This window comes from Nonomuraea rosea (genome assembly GCF_039539705.1).
Lineage (GTDB): Bacteria > Actinomycetota > Actinomycetes > Streptosporangiales > Streptosporangiaceae > Nonomuraea > Nonomuraea rosea.
In genome coordinates this window covers 17,060-38,965 of sequence record NZ_BAABDQ010000006.1, presented here as the reverse complement: position 1 = coordinate 38,965, position 21,906 = coordinate 17,060, and the positions used below count along the sequence as shown (strand labels likewise).

Annotated in this window: 14 protein-coding genes and 1 pseudogene; 11 read left to right on the top strand and 4 right to left on the bottom strand. The window is 65.0% G+C overall.

The window, feature by feature from the left end; genetic code table 11:
- Positions 1-55: 55 nt before the first annotated feature.
- On the bottom strand, positions 56-310 hold the full coding sequence (locus tag ABEA43_RS16445) for a helix-turn-helix domain-containing protein (RefSeq protein WP_345562664.1): 255 nt from the start codon (positions 308-310) through the stop codon (positions 56-58).
- A 196-nt stretch (positions 311-506) separates the two neighbouring features.
- Here ABEA43_RS16445 and ABEA43_RS16440 point away from each other — a divergent pair, with 196 nt between their 5' ends.
- From ABEA43_RS16440 to ABEA43_RS16430, 3 genes are all read left to right on the top strand, one after another.
- Positions 507-1,034, top strand: coding sequence for a helix-turn-helix domain-containing protein (locus tag ABEA43_RS16440; RefSeq protein ID WP_345562663.1), 528 nt, complete (start codon positions 507-509; stop codon positions 1,032-1,034).
- Positions 1,035-1,155: 121 nt separating this feature from the next.
- Positions 1,156-1,521, top strand: coding sequence for a hypothetical protein (locus tag ABEA43_RS16435; RefSeq protein ID WP_345562661.1), 366 nt, complete (start codon positions 1,156-1,158; stop codon positions 1,519-1,521).
- A 46-nt stretch (positions 1,522-1,567) separates the two neighbouring features.
- Positions 1,568-3,046 carry a tyrosine-type recombinase/integrase gene (locus tag ABEA43_RS16430; protein ID WP_345562659.1) on the top strand — a complete coding sequence of 493 codons (1,479 nt, stop codon included), beginning with the start codon at positions 1,568-1,570 and terminating at the stop codon, positions 3,044-3,046.
- 376 nt (positions 3,047-3,422) lie between these two features.
- On the opposite strand, the gene ABEA43_RS16425 is transcribed toward ABEA43_RS16430, so the two are convergent.
- A complete protein-coding gene (locus ABEA43_RS16425; RefSeq protein WP_345562657.1) occupies positions 3,423-5,063 on the bottom strand; it encodes a tyrosine-type recombinase/integrase in 1,641 nt (546 codons plus the stop codon).
- 983 nt (positions 5,064-6,046) lie between these two features.
- Here ABEA43_RS16425 and ABEA43_RS68190 point away from each other — a divergent pair.
- Both ABEA43_RS68190 and ABEA43_RS16420 read left to right on the top strand, forming a co-directional pair.
- Positions 6,047-6,228: pseudogene (locus ABEA43_RS68190) on the top strand (IS256 family transposase); the annotation flags it as partial.
- 475 nt (positions 6,229-6,703) lie between these two features.
- Positions 6,704-7,324, top strand: coding sequence for a hypothetical protein (locus tag ABEA43_RS16420; protein ID WP_345562655.1), 621 nt, complete (start codon positions 6,704-6,706; stop codon positions 7,322-7,324).
- A gap of 1,520 nt (positions 7,325-8,844) precedes the next feature.
- On the opposite strand, the gene ABEA43_RS16415 is transcribed toward ABEA43_RS16420, so the two are convergent.
- Complete coding sequence (locus ABEA43_RS16415) at positions 8,845-10,596, bottom strand: DUF6119 family protein (protein WP_345562653.1); 1,752 nt, start codon at positions 10,594-10,596, stop codon at positions 8,845-8,847.
- 1 nt (position 10,597) lies between these two features.
- Complete coding sequence (locus ABEA43_RS16410) at positions 10,598-11,134, bottom strand: Rv1352/Rv1906c domain-containing protein (protein ID WP_345562651.1); 537 nt, start codon at positions 11,132-11,134, stop codon at positions 10,598-10,600.
- 176 nt (positions 11,135-11,310) lie between these two features.
- On the opposite strand from ABEA43_RS16410, the gene ABEA43_RS16405 reads away from it, so the two are divergent.
- The 6 genes from ABEA43_RS16405 (at position 11,311) to ABEA43_RS16380 (ending at position 21,814) form a co-directional block, all read left to right on the top strand.
- Positions 11,311-13,365 carry an N-6 DNA methylase family protein gene (locus ABEA43_RS16405; RefSeq protein WP_345562649.1) on the top strand — a complete coding sequence of 685 codons (2,055 nt, stop codon included), beginning with the start codon at positions 11,311-11,313 and terminating at the stop codon, positions 13,363-13,365.
- 13 nt (positions 13,366-13,378) lie between these two features.
- On the top strand, positions 13,379-14,980 hold the full coding sequence (locus ABEA43_RS16400) for a class I SAM-dependent DNA methyltransferase (protein ID WP_345562647.1): 1,602 nt from the start codon (positions 13,379-13,381) through the stop codon (positions 14,978-14,980).
- Positions 14,973-16,031, top strand: a complete 1,059-nt coding sequence (locus tag ABEA43_RS16395; protein ID WP_345562645.1) for a virulence RhuM family protein — start codon at positions 14,973-14,975, stop codon at positions 16,029-16,031. The genes ABEA43_RS16400 and ABEA43_RS16395 overlap by 8 nt, the downstream gene beginning before the upstream one ends.
- Positions 16,031-17,245: a restriction endonuclease subunit S gene (locus ABEA43_RS16390; RefSeq protein WP_345562643.1), complete on the top strand. Its 1,215-nt coding sequence runs from the start codon at positions 16,031-16,033 to the stop codon at positions 17,243-17,245. The genes ABEA43_RS16395 and ABEA43_RS16390 overlap by 1 nt, the downstream gene beginning before the upstream one ends.
- Positions 17,242-20,484, top strand: a complete 3,243-nt coding sequence (locus ABEA43_RS16385; protein ID WP_345562641.1) for a type I restriction endonuclease subunit R — start codon at positions 17,242-17,244, stop codon at positions 20,482-20,484. Before ABEA43_RS16390 ends, ABEA43_RS16385 begins: the two co-directional genes overlap by 4 nt.
- Before the next feature lie 805 nt (positions 20,485-21,289).
- A complete protein-coding gene (locus tag ABEA43_RS16380; protein ID WP_345563222.1) occupies positions 21,290-21,814 on the top strand; it encodes a P-loop NTPase family protein in 525 nt (174 codons plus the stop codon).
- Positions 21,815-21,906: the final 92 nt, after the last annotated feature.

The following is a 21,906-nucleotide window of genomic DNA, read 5'->3' as shown; positions in this document are numbered from 1 at the left end:
TGTCGGATGCTGTGTGCGGGGCTCGTCCGGTGGCTCGGATGAGCCCTGCGGCGTGTCAGGAGGCGGCGGCCCGGGACTCGGGCGACTCGGCCTCGGCGAGGAAGTCGTGAACGGCCTGGATGTCGATCCGGCGGAGGCGTCCCACCAAGTAGGACTTCAACTTGCCGCTGTGGATGAGCTTCTCAACGCTGCGGCGGCTCTTGAGCTTGAGCAGGCGCTGTACGTCGGGGACGTCGAGGACCAGGGGGGCGTCGGCGCAGTGATGACCGCAGGTGCGGCATCCGACCGGGGGCGAAGTGCCGTTTGTCATGTACGCAAACATACGCGTAGATGCGCAGATGTCAATGCCCCGTTGCGCATAGATGCGCAGCTTCTGTTTGACCGTTGGTTCTTACTGGCCAGTGATTTAAACGGCAACCGAGATTGTCGGACCGATGTACTGTCGGGTATCGTGCGCGTACATGCGCAGAGGTGCGCACCTGAACCCGCGAGAGGTCGGAAGCGCCGTGAGCATCCCACCCGAGGCTGCACTCATACGCGATCGCCGCAAGAACCGCCTCCCCAACCCGGCACTGTCGCTGCGGGCCGCCGCCGCAGCTGCGAGCGCGTTCGGCACGCCGGTGTCTGAGGCGGGTTGGCGCAGCATCGAGGGCGGCAAGTACGTGGCCAAGCCGGAGATTCTCGCCGCCATGGCGTCGGCTGTCGGTGTCACGCCGGCCGAGCTCGATGAGATCGGTGCACGACATCAGCGGCAGAACGCGGCGGACGCTGCCGTCATGCTGCGGGCGTACCTGCACCAGCGGGCCGAGACCGACCCCGCGCTCAGCGGCATCGGCACGAGCGCCCCCGACGATGTGCTCCAGATGATCGTCGCGGGGATCGACGACATCCGAAAAGCGCCAGGTCTCACCAAGGACCAAAAAGAGTCTCTAGAGAAGTCCCTTATCGATACGGTGAAGCAAACGGTTGCTGGCCAACTTGTCCAGATTCGTACCGCTCTGGAAATCGCCCGAGGTAAGGGCAGCCACTCCTAATGTGACTGTCTCTCGCGTTACGCTCGCCTTACCTCTCTATCCTCACCTGCGATTCGGTCATAGTGTGACGTGACCGTGGCGTGGGGGATAGGACGTAACGGGCTGGCAACGGAGGCAGCGGGTGGCAACCGGAAAACGCACAGCGCTTAAATGGTTCGCACGTATCGGATGGGGGTTAACGGTCGTCATCCTGGTCGGGATCTTTCTCGAACTCGACCCGGTGGTCGCCCAGCAGTTCTTCTTCGGCCGGCTGTTCGCCCTGTCGATGGGAGCGAGCATCGTTCTCACGCTGGGGTTGTGGTTCGAGACCTCTCGCGCGCGCACCATCATCCCCACGGAAGAGGTATGGAAGGCCGGCGTTCAGTACGGCGTGAACTGGCGGCGCTTCGATCCGGCCGCCGCGGAACAGCTCGTACATTTCCTGCAGCAGCCCGTCAACGGCCAGGGCCCGCAGGAGTCGCCGCCGGTCAAGCAGCAGCCCCGGTAATCTCGGAAGTGAATCCGGCGTTCTGCATTTCGCGCGAGGTGGATCGATGGCTAGACGCAAGAGTCGGCGCCAGCACGGCGAGGGATCGATCTACCAGCGGAAAAAGGACGGCCGATGGGTGTGTGAGCTCCACCTCGGCTACAAACCAGACGGGCGACCTGATCGGCGCTACCTGTACGGGGACACCTCAGACGAAGTGATCGAGAAGCGCCGCAAATTCTGGCAGGCGCAGGATGACGGATTCACGCCAGCGAAGGGCCGCGGCCGCACCGTGGGGGAGTGGCTGGCCCACTGGCTGAGCAACATCGTCAAGGCGCAGGTCCGCGAGTCCACGTGGCATAAGTCGTATCGCCCCAAGGTGGAGAACTATCTGATCCCGGGGCTCAACCGGATACTGCTGAAGGAGCTTGATGAGGACCGCGTCGAAAAGCTGTACGCGCGGCTCAAGGCCGACGGCTTAGCACCGGCGACGATCCTGCAGATCCACGCGATTCTCTCGCGAGCTTTGAAGATCGCGGCGAAACGTAAGTTGATCCCTCGGAACCCGTGCTCCTTCGTGGCACCTGCACGCGGAGACCGCGCCGAGATCGTGCCGCCGGAGCGGAATGAAGCCGCGGCGATCCTGCAGGCGGTTGCCACGCGCTGGAACGGGGCGCGATGGGCGCTCGCCCTGAGCGTCGGCCCTCGCCAAGGCGAGGCTCTCGGCCTCACCTGGCCGATGCTGGACCTGTCCGACCTCGACCACGCGACCATCCGGATCGCGTGGGAGCTCGCGCGGGTGCCATGGCAGCACGGTTGCGAGGACCCGAAGATGTGCGGCGACCGTCTGCACAAGCGCCCGTGCCCGCCCGACCCGGCCGACTGTCCGAAGGTGCGCCCAACCGGCCGCCGGCACGTCTGCCAGAGGCCGTGCCCGTCGCGGTGCAGTGAGCACCAGGCCGGCCAGTGCCCGACGTGGTGCCCGGACGACTGCGTGAAGCACGCGTCGACCTGCAAGCAGCGAATCGGCGGCGGCCTGGTGCTGACGGAGCCCAAGAGCGCGAAGTCGAAGCGGACCGCTGCCCTGCCACGCAGGATGGCGGAGCTGCTGAACGCACACCAGACGTGGCAGGAGGCGCAGCGGGTCGGAAACCCTGCATGGGTGGGCTGGGGACATGACAGCCAGACCTGCGATCGGCGGCCGCGCGCCCGCGAGACGGTCTGCCCGAAGTGCCGAAAGCCGACGAAGAGAGATGCGCTGGTGTTCACTCAGTCGAACGGGACGCCGATCGACGGGCGGCGCGACTGGCAGGAGTGGACGGATCTGCTCGCCGAGCTCGGGCTGCCGCACTACCGCCCGCACGACAGCCGACACTTCGCGGCGACGACGGCGCTGGAGGAGGACGTGGACGTGGTGGTCGTACAGGAGATGCTCGGCCACGCTACGAGCGCGTTCACCCAGAGCACGTATCAGCACGTCAGACCCAAGTTGCAGCGCCAGGCCGCCGACAAGATCGGCGGTGCGTTGTGGGGGTCGGACACGTGACAGGGGAGACGACAGGGCACCGGATGCGCGTCGGTACTCAGAGGTGCGCATACATGCGCACGGCGACCGCTGGTAGGACGCGTAGATGCGCTTCGGCGCGTATACGTGCGCAGGGCATCTGAAATCTTCTAATCCGACGGTCGCAGGTTCGAATCCTGCAGGGCGCGCTTTGATCATGGTCTGACCTGCGGCGATGCGGGATCGGACGCGTTCTAGAATTTTCCTCTGGCGCTTGCGTGCTCCGTGCGCGCTCGGTTGCACCAACCCCGCACATTCCATGATCCATTCGGTATCTCCGGCTGCTGCGGAAAGAGCAGCGGCCCCGCCTCGCCGCGAGCAGGCGGCGAATGCGGGGCCGGATACTTAATCCGACTGTTCAGCTCCTCAGTGAGATGAGTTGGGCCGGTTCGGCCTGGTCTTGTGCGCCGAAGAGCAGGGCGGCGGTTTTCTCGGCCGCGGCTGTGGCCACCTGTGGGTAGACGGAGGTGTAGGTGTCGGCGGTGAACGCACTCGAGGTGTGCCCGAGTGTTTCCTGGACCACCTTCATCTCCACCCCGGCGGCCAGCATCAGCGAGGCGGCGCCATGGCGGAGATCGTGGAGCCGGATCGGCGGCAGCCCGGCGAGGTAGGCCAGCCACAGGAACTGGTCGGAGACGTGCTGCGGGTGCAGGCGGCTGCCGTCAGGCTGGGTGAACACGAACTCGGTGTGCGTCCACGCCTCGCCCAACGCCAGGCGTTCCTGGCGTTGCTGTTGCCGGTGGGCGCGCAGGACCTGGGCGGTGTCGCTGTCCAGGGCGATGGTCCGCACCGAGGCGTCGGTCTTCGGGGTGCCCTCATGAACCTCCCAGGCCAGCTGCACGAGCTGCCAGTTCACGGTCAGAGTGTGGCCGTCGAGGTCGACTTCCTTCCACCGCAGCCCGCACGCCTCACCCCGGCGCAGCCCGCGCAACGCGATCAGCTGGTAGAGGGCGAACAGACGGTGAGCCTTGGCCTCCTTGAGGAAACGGCGGGTGTGCGCGGGCGTCCACACCATGACCGTGGAGGGGCGCGGCACGCTGGTGTAGGCGTCGATCGGGTCGACCCGTCGTCCACCTCGGCGTTGCTTCTCCCTTTCCCGGTAGCTGCGGTAATCCTGCTGCCAGGCGCGGACGCGGTCGTCGGTCCACACCAGTGGCTTGGGCCGGGTGTGGGCGGCCATCTCCAGGACGGCGGCGGGGTTGAAGTCGATGAGCCGGTCTTGGCGCATGGCCATGTTGAGTGCGTGGCGCAGGGTGGCGCGGATGCGGTGCATGGTGGCGATGCTGATCGGCCGCCGGTATTTGACGCTTTCCCGTACCTTCGGGTCGGGGTCGGTGCGGCGTTCGGCGATGGTGTCGTTGAACTCCTCGATCTGTTCGAACATCAACGCGATGTCGCTGACCTTGAGCTGCTCCAGCCGCAGCCGCCCCAGGTAGGGGGTGAGGTAGAGGCGGATGTGGCCTTCGTAGGAGCGGCGGGTGGTCTCCTCGATCTTCCGTTTGCGGTTGAGGAATTCGGCCAGCCACTGCTCGACGGTGATCTCCTGGGTCAGATGCTGCCCGGTCTTGACCTTGCGGCGGACCGTCTCCACGTTGGGCAGCGTGTCGGTCTCGGCCAGGGTGCGTTTGATCAGGTCGGCGATCTGGGTGCGGGTGGCGGGCTCCCGCGGGTCGGCCAGCGCCAGCAGGTCACGCACCTGGCCGAGTTCGGCTTCGGCGGCGTCTTGGGAGTCGAAGCCGCCGCGGCGCAGCGGCCCGCGCCGCTTGCCGTCCGGGGCGGGCGGGAGTTCGATCTGGTAGTTCCAGATGCCGTGCCGGTAGCTCCATCCGCCACCGGGGCGGCGCAGCTTGGGGCATCGCTGCCCGAGCGTTTTGCCGTCCTTGTCGCGGCAGGAGCAGCGTTTGAAGGTGCGTCCTTCGGCCATCGTGGTGCCTGTCCTGTTCTCTTCGGTGCTGTTCGGTCGGGCTGAGGTGGTGGCGGGCAGGGCGGAGGGAAGCACTGTTCGGCATGGTGCGGGTGCGTAACCGAGGCGGGCCGTAAGTCACGTCCCACCTCGGGCATCCATCCCGCCGCGGCCCTGTCGGCCACGGCCCTGTCGGTCACGGTCAGCGATGGCTGCGATAGGGCGGCCACAGTGGCCCCGGTCGTCATCGCCGCTGTGCGGGCGGCGAAGCACGGGGGCTGGTGTGGTCATCCGGCGCGGCCGATGCGGCGGCGTGATCGGGCGAGCACGCCCGTGGTGATCAACCCGCCGCATGGATGGCCGTGTCGGACAGGGTGTATCGACGCCCACCTGGATGGCGATGGTCAAGCCGAATCCGACGGTGACCGCGGTACGGGTGCGCAGGCCGCGGCCGCACGGCGTCGTGGTGAGCACCGTGTGCAGGCTCGTCGCGAAGCTGACGGGTACAGGGGTGGTCCTGGTGCAGATGCGCAGGAACGCCGGCGGGCGGAATGAGACAGACGGTTCCGCGACGGCCGATCGTTGGCGTTGGTCCGGGATGGAACCGCGGGACGAATGACTTGATTGCTCGTGTTTGTGCTGTTGCTGTGGGTGTCACGTTGGTGTGGCCCGATCATCCGGGCCACCAATCCCTGTCACCTTTATAAATACCTGCGTGCGGGCTCGAAATAGGACACCGCTGGAAGTAAAGACTTGGCCATGGCGATGGGGTCAGAGGAGATGCATCCGGGCCACCATCATCTGGACGAACCAGTAGAAGGTACCCAGTTATGGTAGGCGGCGGTCATCGTGGCACACGGGACGACGGATCAGAAGCTCGAACCGGAGTTCCGCAGCTCTTGGCGACGCTGGTGACATGGTTGTGGGCAACAGACCAGGTGAGCGGCGTTCGCGGTGGGTGACACAGGGAAATCCGATCCGTGTCACCAGGAACGCCGAACGCCACCTTGATCCTTGACGTCGTCCGAGGCCAGGGTGGTGCGTGTCACCAGTAGCGACACGAACTGCGGAACCCGGGTAAGGCAGTCCGAGCCCGCAGCCACTTCCCGAACGAGACCGCCGCCCTGAAGGGCGTGTTCATGGCGCTGATGAGCGTGGATCCGACCGGAAAGGGCCGCAAGCGATGACCATGCGCTGGAAGGCGCCCTTGAACGCCTTCCAGATCGCCTTCGAAGGCCGCCTCACCCCTGCCTGCCTCTGACCACTTCAACAACCAAGATCAACCGTTGAGTTGCCACTCCCGAGTGGCTAGGGTGAGATTTTCGGGTCAGGCTCGGGCCTGTTTCCCGGGTCGCGTGAAGGCGCGACTCTTTGCACCGCGACTATGCTGGCTGTCCATTGGTCCTGGTTGGCAAGTTTGGCACGGGAGAGCCAGCATGCACTGGTGGGACGACTTCGGTAGGCACGAAAGCGGTCTGGCATGGGTCTTCGCAGACGGCTTGTGGGGTTGGAGTTCGGTCGGGAAGCCGTGGAGCAACGGCAAGGTGGGCGTTAGCCATGGCCTGAACGGGAGGAAGTTGCCGACGGGGGAGCCGCGATCGCCGTCGGAGGCCGTGGCGTGGCGAATTAGCTGCGGGTGTGTTCCTCCTGATGTGCCCGATGAGGAACTCGACCCAGCAAAAGGACTTTGGAGAGGGCCGAAGACTACCTGGCTCAGCAACCAACAATGGATCCGTGTGCGCACGCCAGAAGAGGAGGACTTGGCCGCCGGGCGCATCTACACGTCCGACGTTGACCTGCTGTCCGGCGAAATCACCCGCCGTGATGACCTGACCCACATGGCCTTGGGGATCTGGTACCAGCACACCGGATCGACTTACACCGCCACCATCCGGACCGCGGCACTCGATGTAGCACGCGGGACAGCTGACGCTTCGGAGCGACTCGACCAGGCCGTTACCCGCGCCCGCACCGCTGGGGTCAGCTGGTCCTTCATCGGCGCCGCCACCGGTATGAGCCACCAATCCGCACGAGCGCGCTGGTCCAGGACGATCCCAGGGCATGAGCCAGGCGTCGGTCGGACGGCCGCTCATGAAGCCTTGGTGACACCGCAACGCGCGGCCCAGATCAACGAGATCCTCACGACGTGGGACTGTCTGCAACGAACAGCGCCGGACCGAGGCCAGTCGGTGCGTTTCTTGGCAGATGGTGCAGGTATGCGGCGACGGGACGTGGACGAATTGCGCCGGGTTCGGAACCGCCTAGCCCACCCGGCGGATGGCCCGGTACCGGATCAGGAGTTCCGCCGCGCCTTGCGCACCATCCGTGAGCTGTGGCGCCGACTCGGTACCGCCTGACGGGGCGCGTCGTGGGACGGCGCGAGCGGTCTGTGTGGTTCGCCTTCGAGAGGCAAGCCGTGAGGTGAACGGGTAGCCCGCCGGCCACACCTTCGGTGGCGAACATCGTTCCGAAATCGTGTGCGGTTATGTCGAGCGGCTGTGCTGCGGCATCGTAAACGTCCGACCCGGTCAGCGCTCAATCCCGGGTTCCGCAGTTCGTGTCGCTACTGGTGACACGCACCACCCTGGCCTCGGACGACGTCAAGGATCAAGGTGGCGTTCGGCGTTCCTGGTGACACGGATCGGATTTCCCTGTGTCACCCACCGCGAACGCCGCTCACCTGGTCTGTTGCCCACAACCATGTCACCAGCGTCGCCAAGAGCTGCGGAACTCCGGTCGAACCTGCGGATTAAAAGTCCGCTGCTCTAATGCCTAGCTGTACCATTCCGTATTTCAATGTACCACTCCGGTCGAAAATGTCGCCCTCTAAAATGTCCAAGAATGGCGTCCGGTGTTATGCCGTATCGGATGCCGATGAGCATCCGCCGAGCAATCATGGGCGGGGTGGTATCCCTTGACCGTCCTGGTTTGCGTTTGGTTGGCGGAGCGTCCGCCAGGGAGGTGGCCGACATTCACCGCACCTCAGGCGACGCACACCTATCTGAACGGAGGCTAATCCACAGTCTAGTCTCGCCTCTCGGGGTGAATGCTCTCGAACGCTTCGGCCATCATCTTCGCAATCGTCTGCACGTCACTGTCTAGGGGCAGGAACCTCTCGTAGCTGGTTGCAGCACGTGTGCCTACGTGCGAAACAGAAATCGATAGGCCGTTTATGGGATGCGGAATAGCATCGAACTCCACGTCCTCCACTCGAACGCGCATGGCGCCGAGGCTGCCATATGGGCGAAACCCAACGGTCGTAAGAGTTTCTCGCCAGTTATTCGTCACTGTGGCTCCTTAGATTGCCTCACCTTAAATATATCTCGTCAGCATCGCCACGGGCGACCATGATCGGTCACAGGTATATCGCGTTGTCTGAGCCGGTGGCCAACGCATGTGCGGCGGTCGTCTCGATGCTGTTGTCGAATGCTCCTGGGTAGCGTCTTCGCCAGGCTGTCGCGCTGGTGGGCGTCGAGGTCCGCGGCCCGACTAGATGGGGTTCCCTTCGAGGTTGGGTGGGCCGAGCGTGATGGCAGTGGACAGCCCAGGAGGACCAATCCCCAGGGCGAAGGTGAAGCACGCGGCCAGGTCGTGGACCCAGAGTCAGGTCATGAGCCCTTGGGTTCGCGTTCTACGCTGGCCGCGTGCCAGGCGGGCAGCGGTGGTATGCAGGAGCCGGAAGCGCAGGGCCTTTGGGCTCAAGTGCGGGCGAGGCACCGGTCAGGCCGAGCAGCCCAGGCCAAGCAGTAGGTCGTTGGTGAACGCGGGGCGGCTCGCCAAGCACGGATGACCGCGGTGATTTGCTGGGCAGATGCCCAAGCCCGGTCGCCTTTCACAGCGAATGCCAGCGAACGGCTTTTGACGGGGTTGGTGACCGTCAGGAAGACGGGTCTGCTTCTTCCTCCAAAGCGATCATCCCGGTGTCTGAGGTTCGGGAGATAGGGACGATCTCCACGCGCACGCCCATTCCCTCCAGGGCGGTCACCGCGTGCAGCAGCGAGACTTTTGCGAAGGAGAACAGGGAGCCAGAGGTCAGCAGCACCCCGTCCTTGAGCAGGATGCCGTAGACGAGGGTCAGCGACCTGAACGTCCTGTCCAGGGCGTGGCCGGGGGCGAGCTCGTCGACCTTGGCCAGGAACTTCTCCTGAGCCTCGGTATCGAAGCGCAGGGTTTCCATGGCGACCCGGCCTTGCGCGAAGAGGTGGTTCAGTTCGGCGGTCGCTTCGGCTTTCTTCACGCAAATGAACTGGCCGGCGGGCCCGAGGGCGTCGCAGATCTCGAGCCCGCCGCCGCGCAGGCGGGCCGTGCGCACGGTGTTCTTGTCGAGCAGGACGTACCCGTCCTGGGCGGCGACCTCTTTGTTGTACCAGTCTTCGTCCTTATCCTTAGGGCTGCTGCCCTTGGGCCAGGGCGGCATCGTGACCTTGGTGGAACGGGCGAGAAGCTCAGCGATCCGCTGCTCGATGACGACGAGGTACTCTGCGCCGATCTCATACCAGCGCCGCTGCCAGTAGAAGTAGTGACAGCTTCCCTCCGACACCTCGGCGGTGAGCCAGTGGTCGGCGGGGACCTTGCTGCTGATCGGCTCGTTTCCTTCGGCTCCGGCGAACATCTGGACGCGCCCGTCGCGCAGGGCACGCAGGCGATTGCCCGGCCGCCGGTGCCGGACCGCTACGACGAGTTGGTCGATCTCAAGCTCGGCGTGGTGCTGGGAGCGGCCTCCGAGCGTCACCTTGAAGGACTCCGCGAAGTCGTAGCGATCCCGGCAGAGGCTGGGTACGGCGAGGGCGAGAAGGGCGTACTCGTCTCCGCCGAGCATGGCGTCCAGGCGCTCATCGAGGTGCTGGGCCTGCTCAGATTTCCGGAGGAGCGGCCGGACCTGGGCGATGAACTCGAACTCTGGCAGCGGGCTGGGCTGGGCGCAGACCTCCTCGATTCGCTGGAGGTCGTGCAGCAGGGAGGCGGGGGTGCTGCCGAGTGGCAGCTTGACGGAACGGTCGTTGCCCGTGATGTGCGCGGGCCGGGTGCGGTCCTTGGTGAAGGTGAGCGGGACGTTGGCGATCTGGCCGGAGATCTGGCTGACGATTTCTCCGAATTGCTCGATGCCGAAGCCCCGGATGTTTTCCCCGCCGGTGGCGGAGTTCTCGTCGGTTCGGCCGCGTGCGTCCATGACCTGGCGGCGGACCTTGGTGATGCGGTCGGCGTCCAGGCAGCGGATGGCGAGCTCGATCCCGAATCCGGGGTCGATCCGGGCCGGGTCGATCATCAGGTGGCCCATGCCGTAGGTGAGGCCGTAGACCGCCTGTTCGGTGCGGACCAGGAGGAGGGCGAGGGTCGTCTGGTTCTCCTCGGCGACGGGGTGCCCGCTCAGGGCACTGAGCGGGTCGCACCAATCGGCGGGGCCGGGGGCGATCGTGCCGGTGATGAGGAGACCGGAGAGGCCCTCGTGATCGACCGTGCGAGTTTGGAAGCCTTCGCGATCCAAGTAGCGGGAGAGAATGAACGTGCGGAGGTTCGTGTGCGTGCTCCGGCCTGCAGCGCGTAGGCGGTAGAGGGAGGTCTTGCGAGTGGCGGGCGGGGCTGTGGCCTTCGCGGCGGCGACCGGGGTGCTTTGGTGCTCAGCGCTCATGTCAGCCGACCCTCGTCCGCCCCTGGCAGCTGTTGGTCTTGAAGTACTCGCCCTTCTTGTGGGTCATCCAGGTCTGCCCCTTGACGTTGTCGTTGGCGATGATGGCGCCGAACTCGCCGGAGGCGTCCTTCAGGCTCGCCCAGTAGCAGTTGTAGCCGTCGGCGCCGGCGGTCTTGTAGGTGCCGGCCTTGGCGTCCTCGCCGACCAGATACTGGCCGTCGCCCGGGATGGTGGTCAGCGGGCCGCTGTCCTCCACCGCAGCCTGTTCGGGCTTGGCGGTGACGGTTTCCGTGACGGTCACAGGCTCCGCCCGCTCGGTCTCGGTGACCGTGACGGTGGGACGCGAGCTGGCGGCTGTGGTGTCAGCCTCACCGCTGCTTCCGAGGCCAACCCCGACAATCAGCGAAACGAGGATGGTCAGAGTGTAGGAAAGCCACGGCTTGCGGCGGCGCACCGGCTGATGCGGGACGTACGGCGCAGCCGGGGGCCAGCCGGGCTGCTGGGGGTGGGGGCCGAAACCGGGGGCGTAGTTGGCCATGTCGAGTCCTCTCGCGGTTGAGACTAACGAGCCTCATGGGCTGACGAGAGAACCGTGGCAGAAAACAGAGGAAATACGTCTTCGAAGAGCTGATAACCCTCGTTATCAGCTCTTCGATGGAAAACTGACCGCTCCGTCCGTAGGCTGTGATCGCAATGATTTCTGAGGAGGTGACCATGACCGAACAGCCCCGCTGGCGAATCTCCTTCGCGGAGATCGCTGCCCTGGCCGGAGTGAAGCGGCCCGTGGTCACCACATGGGCACGCCGCCACGCCGACTTCCCGGAGCCGGTCGCCCGTGACAACGGCCGACCGCTCTTCGACGGTGAGCATGTGGCCAGTTGGCTTCTGCTGACCGGCCATGGCAACACTGATGCCCGCAGGCTCCGGGCGGAGCTGGCCCTTCACACTCTGACCGCGTGGCGCGACCGCCTCCCCGCCGCCGTCCTGGCCGGCGGGCTGACCAGCCTCCTCTGCCTGCGGGCGCAGACCGATGCGACACTCGGGGGTTCCGACTGGCCTTCTCTGGTACGGCAGGCCGCCCGCGTGGACTTCGACGACTCCTATCTGCTGTCTGAACTCCGCGCCCTGCCGGAGGGCTCCGTGGCACTCGCCGCGCTCGCTGATGCCCTGGCAGAGGCTGCGTACTCGCCGGCTGAGGCCTTCGAGTGGGTCATGGAGCGCTGCCGCCCGCTCGGCGCCGCCGAACTGATCGCCGACGAACCGCTGCCGCTCGTATCGAAGGCGATGGTTCAGTTGTCCGGCGTGGACCAGCTCTCTCCTGGCTCGCTCATCGCCGTGCCGTATGCCAGGAGCGGAGGCCTTCTGGCCGCGTTCCACGAGCACGCCGCTGACCACACACTTCTCGCCGCCGATCCGGACCCGGCGTTCGCCCGGCTGGCCAGGCGGCGGCTGTTCACCGCAGGCCGTACCGATCTCGACTCGGAGGTGACCGAGAGCAAGACGCTGGACACCGCGGACTGGGGAGCCCCGGATCTCCTTGTCTGTGCGTTGCCCTACGAGCCGGGTGAGACTCGCGACCCCGTGGCCATCCTGCGTCGTGTTCAGGATCTCATCGACCATCTGGGCCCCCGCCAGACCGCTGTCGTCCTCGGGCCTGCCGACGTGCTGATCGGTGAGCTCGCTTCGCACGGTGAAGCCGATTTGATCCGCCGGTCGCTGCTGACCGACAACCTGCTCAAGGCATCCGTGGCGCTTCCCGACGGGGTCTTTCCCTACCGGCCCGCCTACCGGACCGCGTTGTGGGTGCTGAGCCGTACACCGGAGCAAGAGTGGACCGGCCTGGCTTTGCTCAGCGACCTGTCCGCGCGCCCGCTCACCCCGCAGACGCTGGAGGCACTGGTCGCGGACGTGCAGATCTTCCGGGAGGCAGGCTGGCGGCCCGACCCCCGGCATGCCGTACGGCAGGGCGCGATCTTCTCGGTGGGGTCGCTCGACAAGTACCCGGGCGCAGCCCTCACGCCGCGTGGCCGTGCGCTCGAAACTCGGTACACCCGCGAGGTGACTGAACGCCCCGCCCTCATCTCGGAGCTGGAAATCCACTTCAGCCAGTTGCTCGAGCGGGCAGTACACGAGACGGGCACGGTGCACACGCATGCCGTTCTCCGGCCGGAGGAGCAGACGGTTCGGCGGACGACTGTCGGCCGGATGCTCCAAGAGCGCCGGTTGCGTCGGCTGCCTGGCCATCGCATTGACGCTGCACACATCACTGCCGAGGGGGAACACATCATCCTGACCCCGGCAGAAGTACTTGGCGCGGCGTCTCCCGGGCTCCGCCGGATCGACCGATTCATGTTCGCCTCCACCTACGAACACGCCGCGCTGACCCAGCCTGGTGATGTCGTTGTCACCGCCAGCCCGGATCTGGGGGCGTATGTCGACAAGGACGGTCTCTCAGTCGTCGTCTACCCTGCCCGTATTCTGCGAGTACGGCAGGACACCGAGAGGCCTGTCCGGCCACGCGTGCTGGCCGCCCTGCTGCGGGCCGCCGCCGTGGGCCATCGCCGGGTCGACGGAACGGTCCGGACGTCCAAGCAGATCGAGGACCTCGTTATCCCGGAACTCACCCCGGATGAGGCCCTCAAGTACGACACTCTTCTGGCCGAGATCGACCGGCGCGGCGCGCTCCTTCGGGCGCAGACCTCCGCGCTGGACGAACTGGCCAGGCTCACCGCTGCCGGCCTGGCCGATGGCACGCTCACACTCAGCTGAAGGAGAAGACTCCATGCCCCCAGCCAGTCAGGCGGAACTGTTCACGGCCTCCTCGACCAAGGAGATCCGCGACATCCTCTGGAAGGCCGCAGACAAGCTCCGCGGCTCCCTCGACGCTGCGCAGTACAAGGAATTCGTCCTCGGGCTGATCTTCCTCAAGTATGTCTCCGACGCCTTCGAGGAGCGCCGTACGGCTCTCGCCAAGGAGCTGGCCGACGAGGGCATCGCGGAAGACCGGCTGGAGGAGTTCCTTGAGGACAAGGACGAATACACCGGCCACAACGTCTTCTGGGTCCCTGAGGAGGCCCGCTGGTCGTGGATCTCCGCCCACGCAAAGGCTCAGGGGGTCGGGCGGCTGCTCGACGAGGCGATGGACGCCATCATGCGCGAGAACGCCGCGCTGACCAGCGTCCTGCCGAAGATCTTCAACCAGGATCGGGTGGACCAGAAGGTGCTGGCCGGGCTCGTGGACCTCATCAGCGACGCCCGCTTCTCCGGCCACGGCGAGAAGCCCGCCCAGGACGTGCTGGGCGAGGTGTACGAGTACTTCCTGGGCAACTTCGCCCGGGCCGAGGGTAAGAAAGGCGGCGAGTTCTACACCCCGAGCAGCGTCGTCCGCCTGCTGGTCGAGATCCTTGAGCCTTACGAGGGACGGGTCTACGACCCTTGCTGCGGCTCCGGCGGCATGTTCGTCCAGGCGGGCAAGTTCATCAAGGCTCACGCCGGGCAGACCTCGAACATCTCTGTCTTCGGTCAGGAACTCAACGAGCGGACCTGGCGGCTGGCCAAGATGAACCTGGCCATCCACGGCATCGACGGCAACCTCGGGCCGCGCTGGGGCAATACCTTCGACGACGACAAGCACCCCGACCTCAAGGCCGACTTCATCCTGGCCAACCCGCCGTTCAACATCAAGGACTGGCCACGCGACGAGTCGGATCCGCGGTGGAAGTACGGCGTGCCGCCGAAGAACAACGCCAACTACGCCTGGCTCCAGCACATGATCAGCAAGCTGGGCGAGTGTGGTACGGCCGGCATCGTCCTGGCCAACGGGTCGATGAGTTCGCAGCAGAACGGCGAAGGCGAGATCCGCAGGTCACTTGTTGACAACGACCTCGTCGCCTGCATGGTCGCGCTGCCCGCGCAGCTTTTCCGCACCACTCAGATTCCGGTCTGCCTATGGTTCCTGTCGCGCGACAAGACTCCGCAGGGCGGCAAGCGCCTGGCTGATCGGCGGGGTGAGATCTTGTTCGTGGATGCCAGGAACATGGGCACTCTCATCGACCGGACAGAGCGGATTCTCACCGAAGACGACCTCGCTAAGATCGCCGACACATTCCACGCGTGGCGGGGTACGGCTTCCGCCCGCTCGGCCGGGTTGGGGTATGTCGATGAGCCCGGTTTCTGCTTCTCCGCAAACCTGGAGACCGTCCGCTCCCACGGTTACGTGCTGACCCCGGGCCGGTATGTGGGCGCGGTCGAGACCGAGGAGGAGGACGCCGAAGCGCTCGCCGAGCGGATCGCCACGTTGACCGACGAGCTGTTCGAGCTCTTCGACAAGTCCGCCGGACTGGCCAGGACGGTCCGCGAGCAGCTCGGGATGCTCGATGGTTGAGCCGACCGGCGAACTGATCCTCTATCGCACTGAGGACGGCCGCAACCAGATCCAGATGCGTGCCGTGGACGGGACGGTCTGGCTGACCCAGGCCCAGATGGCCGAGCTCTTCGAGCGCACCGTTCCTACCATCAACGTCCACATCGCCGCGATCCTTGAGGATGGCGAGCTGACCGAGGCAACTATTAGACGCCATCAAATAGTTCGCCAGGAAGGCACTCGTGAGGTCCGCCGGGAAGTGTTGGTCTACAACCTCGACATGGTCCTCGCGGTCGGCTACCGCGTCCGATCGCCACGCGGCATCCAGTTCCGCCAATGGGCGACCACCACCTTGCGGGAGTACCTGGTCAAGGGGTTCATCCTCAACGACGAGCGGCTCAAGGACCCAGGCGGGTTCGACTACTTCGACGAACTGCTTGAGCGGATCCGCGAGATCCGGGCGTCGGAGAAGCGGTTCTATCAGAAGGTGAAGGATGTGTTTGTCGCCACCAGCGCCGACTACGACCCCGCCTCTGAAACTGCCCGGACTTTCTTCGCCACGATCCAGAACAAGCTGATCTATGCGGTAAGCGGGCAGACCGCCGCCGAACTGATCGTGGATCGGGCCGACCCCGCCAAGTCGAACATGGGCTTGACCACCTGGAAGGGCTCCCGAGTCCGCAAGGCCGACGTCTTGGTGGCCAAGAACTACCTGGACTCCGATGAGATCGGCATGCTCAACATGCTGACCACCGGCTTCCTCGATACGGCCGAGCTCCGCGCCCGCCGCCGCCAGCAGCTCACCATGGCCGAGTGGGTGATCATCACCAATCGGTTCATCGAGATGAACGATATGAAGGTGCTGTCCAACTCCGGGCGAGTGTCACACGAAGCGGCCGAGGCCATCTGCCATGAGCGCTACGAGGACCACGACACCCGGCGCCGAGCTCTGGAAGCCGCCAGGGCGGGCGACGACGCGGCTAAAGAAATACGCGAACTCGCCAAGGCCGAAGCCCAGCTCGACGCCCTGCACGAACTCGAATCCGCCGTCGACGACTTGGAGGAAGACTGATGAAAGTGCTGTCCTCACGCAGATACACATTTTCCGAATTGGTGGATGAGAACCTGATCGAGGTCGGCGCTGGACGGCCTCGATCCGTCAGTTCGGAACTTGCCATCCTTAGAGTCGCCGATGTCCTCGACGGTAAAATTAAACATGCATTCATGGTCGACGCGCCGAGCAATCCTCCGAAGGAAACGGCGTCAAAGGTTTCCAGGCCTGGCGATGTCGTCCTGACCGCTAAAGGGACTGTGGGGCGTGTCGCCATTATGCCGCCCGGTGGGCCCAAATATGCCTACAGTCCTCAACTGATATATTTCAGGCCGACGCCTAGCGGTCCACTGCTGCCGCGATACCTTTACTACTGGCTTAAGAGCGCCGAGTTCTGGGCTCAGGCCAGCCATCTTAAGAGCCAGACCGACATGGCCGATTTTCTGGCCCTGTCAGATATTCTTTCGCTCTCTATCGCCCTCCCGCAACGTTATGGGCAAGAGACGATTGCAGCGCTCCTTGGGTCGCTGGACGACAAGATCGCCGTCAACGAGCGCACATCCGATACAGCGCTGAAACTAGCTGAGGCTCTGTATCTTCGAGAAGCTGCGCATAGCGAGTGGAAGTCGATTGCACTAGGCGATGCCGCAATATGGCTGTCAGGGGGCACTCCAAAGACAGGAGAGCCCTCATTCTGGGGTGGCGAGATCCCGTGGATATCGGCCTTGAGTCTCAAGTCGCCGTGGATTGACAGCTCGGACCGAAATGTCACAGATCTCGGCACGAAATCCGGGACCCGTCTCGTCCCTGCAGAAGTTGTGCTGTTCGTTGTGCGAGGATCCAGTCTAAAGACGGAGTTTCGCATCGGCATCACTCAGCGCGAGGTGGCTTTCGGGCAAGACTGCAAGGCTCTTATCCCTTGTCATCAGATCGACCCGCATGTTCTATTTCATGGGATTCGAAGCAATACGCAATCCATCCTTGAAATGGTCGACGAAACGAGCATCGGGGCAGGCCGCCTGTCTACTGACCTCATTACGAAACTCGAGATCAGGGTTCCGCAACGTGGAGATTCGCAACTCGTTGCCGAGTTGCGAGCGCTTGACGAGTTGGCTGCAACGCGTCGAGCGGAGTCGCGATCGTTGGCAGAGCTTCGCGACACCCTGCTCCCTCAACTCATGTCCGGGCGTCTCCGTGTCAGGGATGCCGAGAAGATTGTCGAGGATATGACATGACCCCTCCTCGCTCCTCAACACCCAACTTCCGCCCCCTCGAAGCCGACTGGGAAATCCTCGCCCTCGACGAACTCGGCGAACTCACCTGGGAACCCGGCAACGGCAACGAGTTCGCCCCTGGCTCCGGGCACCGCAAGTCCTGGGACGACCTGATCCTCTACCCCGACCTGCGCGAAGCCATCGAACGCCTCAACCCGACCCTCCCCCCGGACGCGGTCCGTGATGCCATGGACCACGCCGCCCGAGCGAGCTCAACCGATGCCTACGAGGAGAACCGCACCGCCCACAAGAACCTCCTCCAGGGCATCCGCTCGGTCGAGTACGCCGACCAGTTCGGCGCCAGGCACAATCCCACGGTGAAGCTGGTCGACTTCGACGACCCGGCCGGCAACACCTACCGGGCTCTCCGGCAGGTCACCGTTATCCAGGGCGAGAAGAACCGCCGGTTCGACATCGTCTGCTATGTCAACGGCCTGCCGCTTGCAGTACTGGAAATCAAAAGGGGCGGAGACAAACACGCCACCCTGGAAGACGCGCACGCCCAGATCGGCTGGTACGTCAAGGAGTTCCCGATCGCCTTCCGCTACAACGCGGTCGTGCTGCTCTCCGACGGGGTGACCGCGAAGTACGGCACCCCGTTCACCCCGTTCGAGCACTACGCGCCCTGGAACGTGGATGAGGAGGGCAATCGGGTCGAGGAGTGGACCGAGCCGGCGCAGAAGCTGGCACTCCACGGTCTCTTTGACCAGGTCCGATTTCTCCGCATAGCTAGTGGATTCATTAACTTCGTGCCCTCGCAGAGGGTCAAGCGGATCGCGAAACCGCACCAGTTCTTCGCGGTCACCAGGGCTGCGCTGGCCGTACAGGAAGCCACGAAGACCGACGGGCGTGCGGGCGTCGTCTGGCATACGCAAGGCTCAGGCAAGTCCGAGGAGATGGTGCTGACCAGCAACCTGGTCATGCGCGACCCCGCCCTGCTCAACCCGACGATCGTCGTCATCACCGACCGCAACGATCTCGACGACCAGCTCTACTCCACCTTCCTGCAGAGCGAGATTCTGCCGGAACAGCCGAAGCAGATCCTGACTCGCGCGGACCTGCGCGAGGAGCTCGCCTCCAAGCGGACCGGCGGCATCCTCTTCACCACGCTGCAAAAGTTCGGCCGAACCAAGGAGGAGAAGGAGTCAGGGGCTGAGCACCCGCTGCTGTCCGGCCGGCGCAACATCATCGTCATCGTGGACGAGGCGCACCGCAGCCACTACGACAACCTCGACGGCTATGCTCGGCACCTGCGCGACGCGCTCCCGCACGCCACCCTGCTCGCGTTCACCGGCACCCCGATCTCGGAGGCCGACCGCAACACCCGCGAGGTCTTCGGTGACTACATCGATGTATACGACCTGAAGCGGGCCGCAGACGATGGCGCGACGGTGAAGGTCTATCACGAGAGCCGCGTGGTCGAGCTGGTCCTAGACGACGGCCTCGATCCCGAGCAGATCGACGCGGAGGCCAACCGGATCACGGACGGTCTGGACGAGACCGAACGGCGGCGGATCGAGCAGCACGTCGCCACCATGAACGCGATGTACGGTGCGCCGGCCCGTATTCGGGACCTCACCGCTGACCTCGTGACGCACTGGGAAGCCAGGCGTGATCGGATGAAGCCGTTCGTCGGCATCTCGGATGAGGGTGGCTCGCCGGGCAAGGCGATGATCGTCTGCGCGACTCGGGAGATCTGCGTCCGGGTCTACGACGCGTTGCGCGAGCTGCGGCCGGAGTGGCACCACGATGACCACACCAAGGGCGCGATGAAGATTGTGTTCTCGTCGGACTCAAGGAAAGACCTCGAACACCTGCGCGCCCACGCCCTGCGAGACTCCCAGCGCAAGGCCGTCATCAACCGGTCCAAGGACGAGGACGACGAGCTGGAACTACTCATCGTCAACAACATGCTGCTGACCGGCTTCGACGCACCGCCGATCCACACCATGTATCTGGACCGGCCGCTCAAGGGCGCAGCGCTCATGCAAGCGCTGGCCCGGGTTAACCGGCGCTTCCGCGGTAAGGAGGACGGGCTGCTGGTCGGCTACGCCCCGCTGACGGAGAAGCTCCAGGAGGCCATCAAGGAGTACTCGCCGAACGACCAGCGGGACCAGACCCTCGGCCAGGACCTGGATCGCGCACTGGAGGAGCTGCGTAACGAGTACGACATCATCGACGGCATCCTGCGCGGGGTCGACTGGCGGGGCATGCTGACCGCGCCCAGCCGTACCGCTTTCATCGACGCTGCCCTGCGCACCGCGAACTACCTGCGCGACATCCGGACGCCCGGAAACAACCCGGAGAAGCTGGACGACCCTAAGCAGACGCTCGGCCGTCGTTTCAGGGACCATTCGCACCGGCTCGAACGCTTCTTCGCCCTCACCTCGGCCTCCAGCACCATCAGCGAGCGCTTTCCCGACCAGCCCATGTGGCTGCGCGACATCCAGTTCTTCGTCGAGGTCCGCGGCTACATGGCCAAGCTGGACGCCATGGACCGCGAAGCCCGCGGACTGCCCGTCGCCCGTGACGTGGAGCTGTATCTGGCGCAGCTCACCTCCACCGTGGTGGAGACCAAGGGCGTGACGGACTTGTTCGCCGAGGCGGGTCTGGAGACGGCTGACCTCACCCACTTCAACGAGGCGCTGGTCGCCAAGCTGGCCGACGGCCCCACCCCGCACCTGGCGGCCGAGGCCCTACGGCGGCTGATCGAGAAGAAGATGCGCGAGGTCACCAAGCACAACATCGTCCGCCAGACGACCTTCTCCGAGCGACTCCAGGACCTCATGATCCGCTACATGAGGGAACAGCTCACCAGCGCAGAGATCATCGCCAAACTGGTGGAACTGGCCAAGGAAATCGCTGCCGATCCCCAGCGCGGTGAGCAGTTCAGCCCGCCGCTGAACTGGCGGGAACTCGCCTTCTACGATGCCGTGGCCGATCACGGAACCGCCAAAAAGGTGATGGGTGATGAGGTCCTGGCTGTTATCGCCCGCGACCTTGTCGTTCAGATCCAGGCGAACCTCAAGAAGGACTGGATCTCTCGGGAGCCGGTCCGTGCTCGTCTTCGCACGACAATCAAGCGGCTTCTGGCTCGCTACAACTATCCGCCGGACTACGAGGCGAAGGCCATCGAGCTTGTACTCCGTCAGATGGAGCACTTCGCCGATCTCTGGTCGCAGGAGGGAACGGCCCGCTGAGCGATAGTGTGGTAGGCAGTCGATTCCTGGTGGACTGCCCGCTGCACAAGCGACGATCAACGGTCTTTGACGGGTTGAATGCGCGGGGACGTCATGGGGTGGGGTTGCTCAGGTGTCGATCGCCCTCGTTCAGCGAGTGCTCAACCGTGTGGGGCTCAAGAACACGATTTGTTGCCAGCGCCGGGGTTCATCGCCTGGTCAGGCCGGGCGTTCCTGGAACAGTGGGCGCCTGGTGTTCGGGTTGCCTGGGATCATCGTTCGTGCTCTTGTCCACGGTGTACGCCGTCGCTCGACGCCTGCTGTCTCTGCCCGCGCTGTTGTTTCGCAATGACGTATTGCGCGAGCGGTCAGCGCATCGACCCGGATCGGTTGGCCGGACCCGTCGACCGGTTCCGGTCGGCAGCGGGTACCGGATCACGGTGCCGCACCGGTCGAGGCTCCATGGTGTTGTTCGCCTCTTGGTCGAACCGGAGGCGGGAGCCTCGGCGGTCGGCGCCTCAGCTGACGTCGGCCGAGTTGTGGTGTCCATCAGTAAGAGAGGGTTTGCGGTTCCGGGTCCGCCTGAGTTCGAAAAGGGTCGTCCGTCCCGGCGACGATGACCAGGGCCGTCCCAGAGTCGTCCGGCAGCTTCAGCGCGGGCGGCGGCGGGATCACGGGGTCGAACAGGGCCGTGCCGCCGATGCGGAGAACGGACGTCCCGACATCGAGGCTGAGTACCAGCAATCTCCCGCGTAGGGCGGTCGACGCATGAGGGGAATCACGGCCATGCTGGCAGGCGGTCCGGCTACCGTGGAGTTCCGTGGGCATGAACCGGGTCGTCATCGTCGGTGTTTGTGGCAGTGGCAAGTCATACGTGGCCCGAGAGCTCGGCCGGCTGCTGGAGGCGCCGGTCACGCATCTGGACGCCACTTACTACGACGATGACTGGAACCCGCTCCCGCAGCGGGAGTTCGCGGCGGCACAGCGGGAGTTGGTGGCCGGGGCACGTTGGATCATCGACGGGAACTACAACGGCAGCCTGGAGATCCGCCTGCGCGCCTGCGACACCGTGGTGATGATGGACGTCTCCACCTGGACCGCATTGCGTGGCCTGTTCTCCCGCCAGGCCCGTCACGGCGCCGGGCAGCATGCGTCAGGCGTCTACAACCGCATCAACTGGACGGTGATCAGCTATGTGCTCGGCTACCGGCGCCGGATGCGCCCGCGGGTGCTGGCGAAGATCCGCGAGTTCGCGGCTGGCAAGGACGTGGTGTTCCTGACGGGTCGCGCTCGGACACGTCGCTGGCTGGAGGAGGTAGCGGGCGAGCGATCTGAATCGCCCCGAGTTTGATCTCCGCTGGACCCGGGGCGATTCACTTGGTGGCCAACGCAGCTGCTCTCTGTCGGGGCTCGCGCAGGTCGGCTGACCGCAGGAGAGCACCT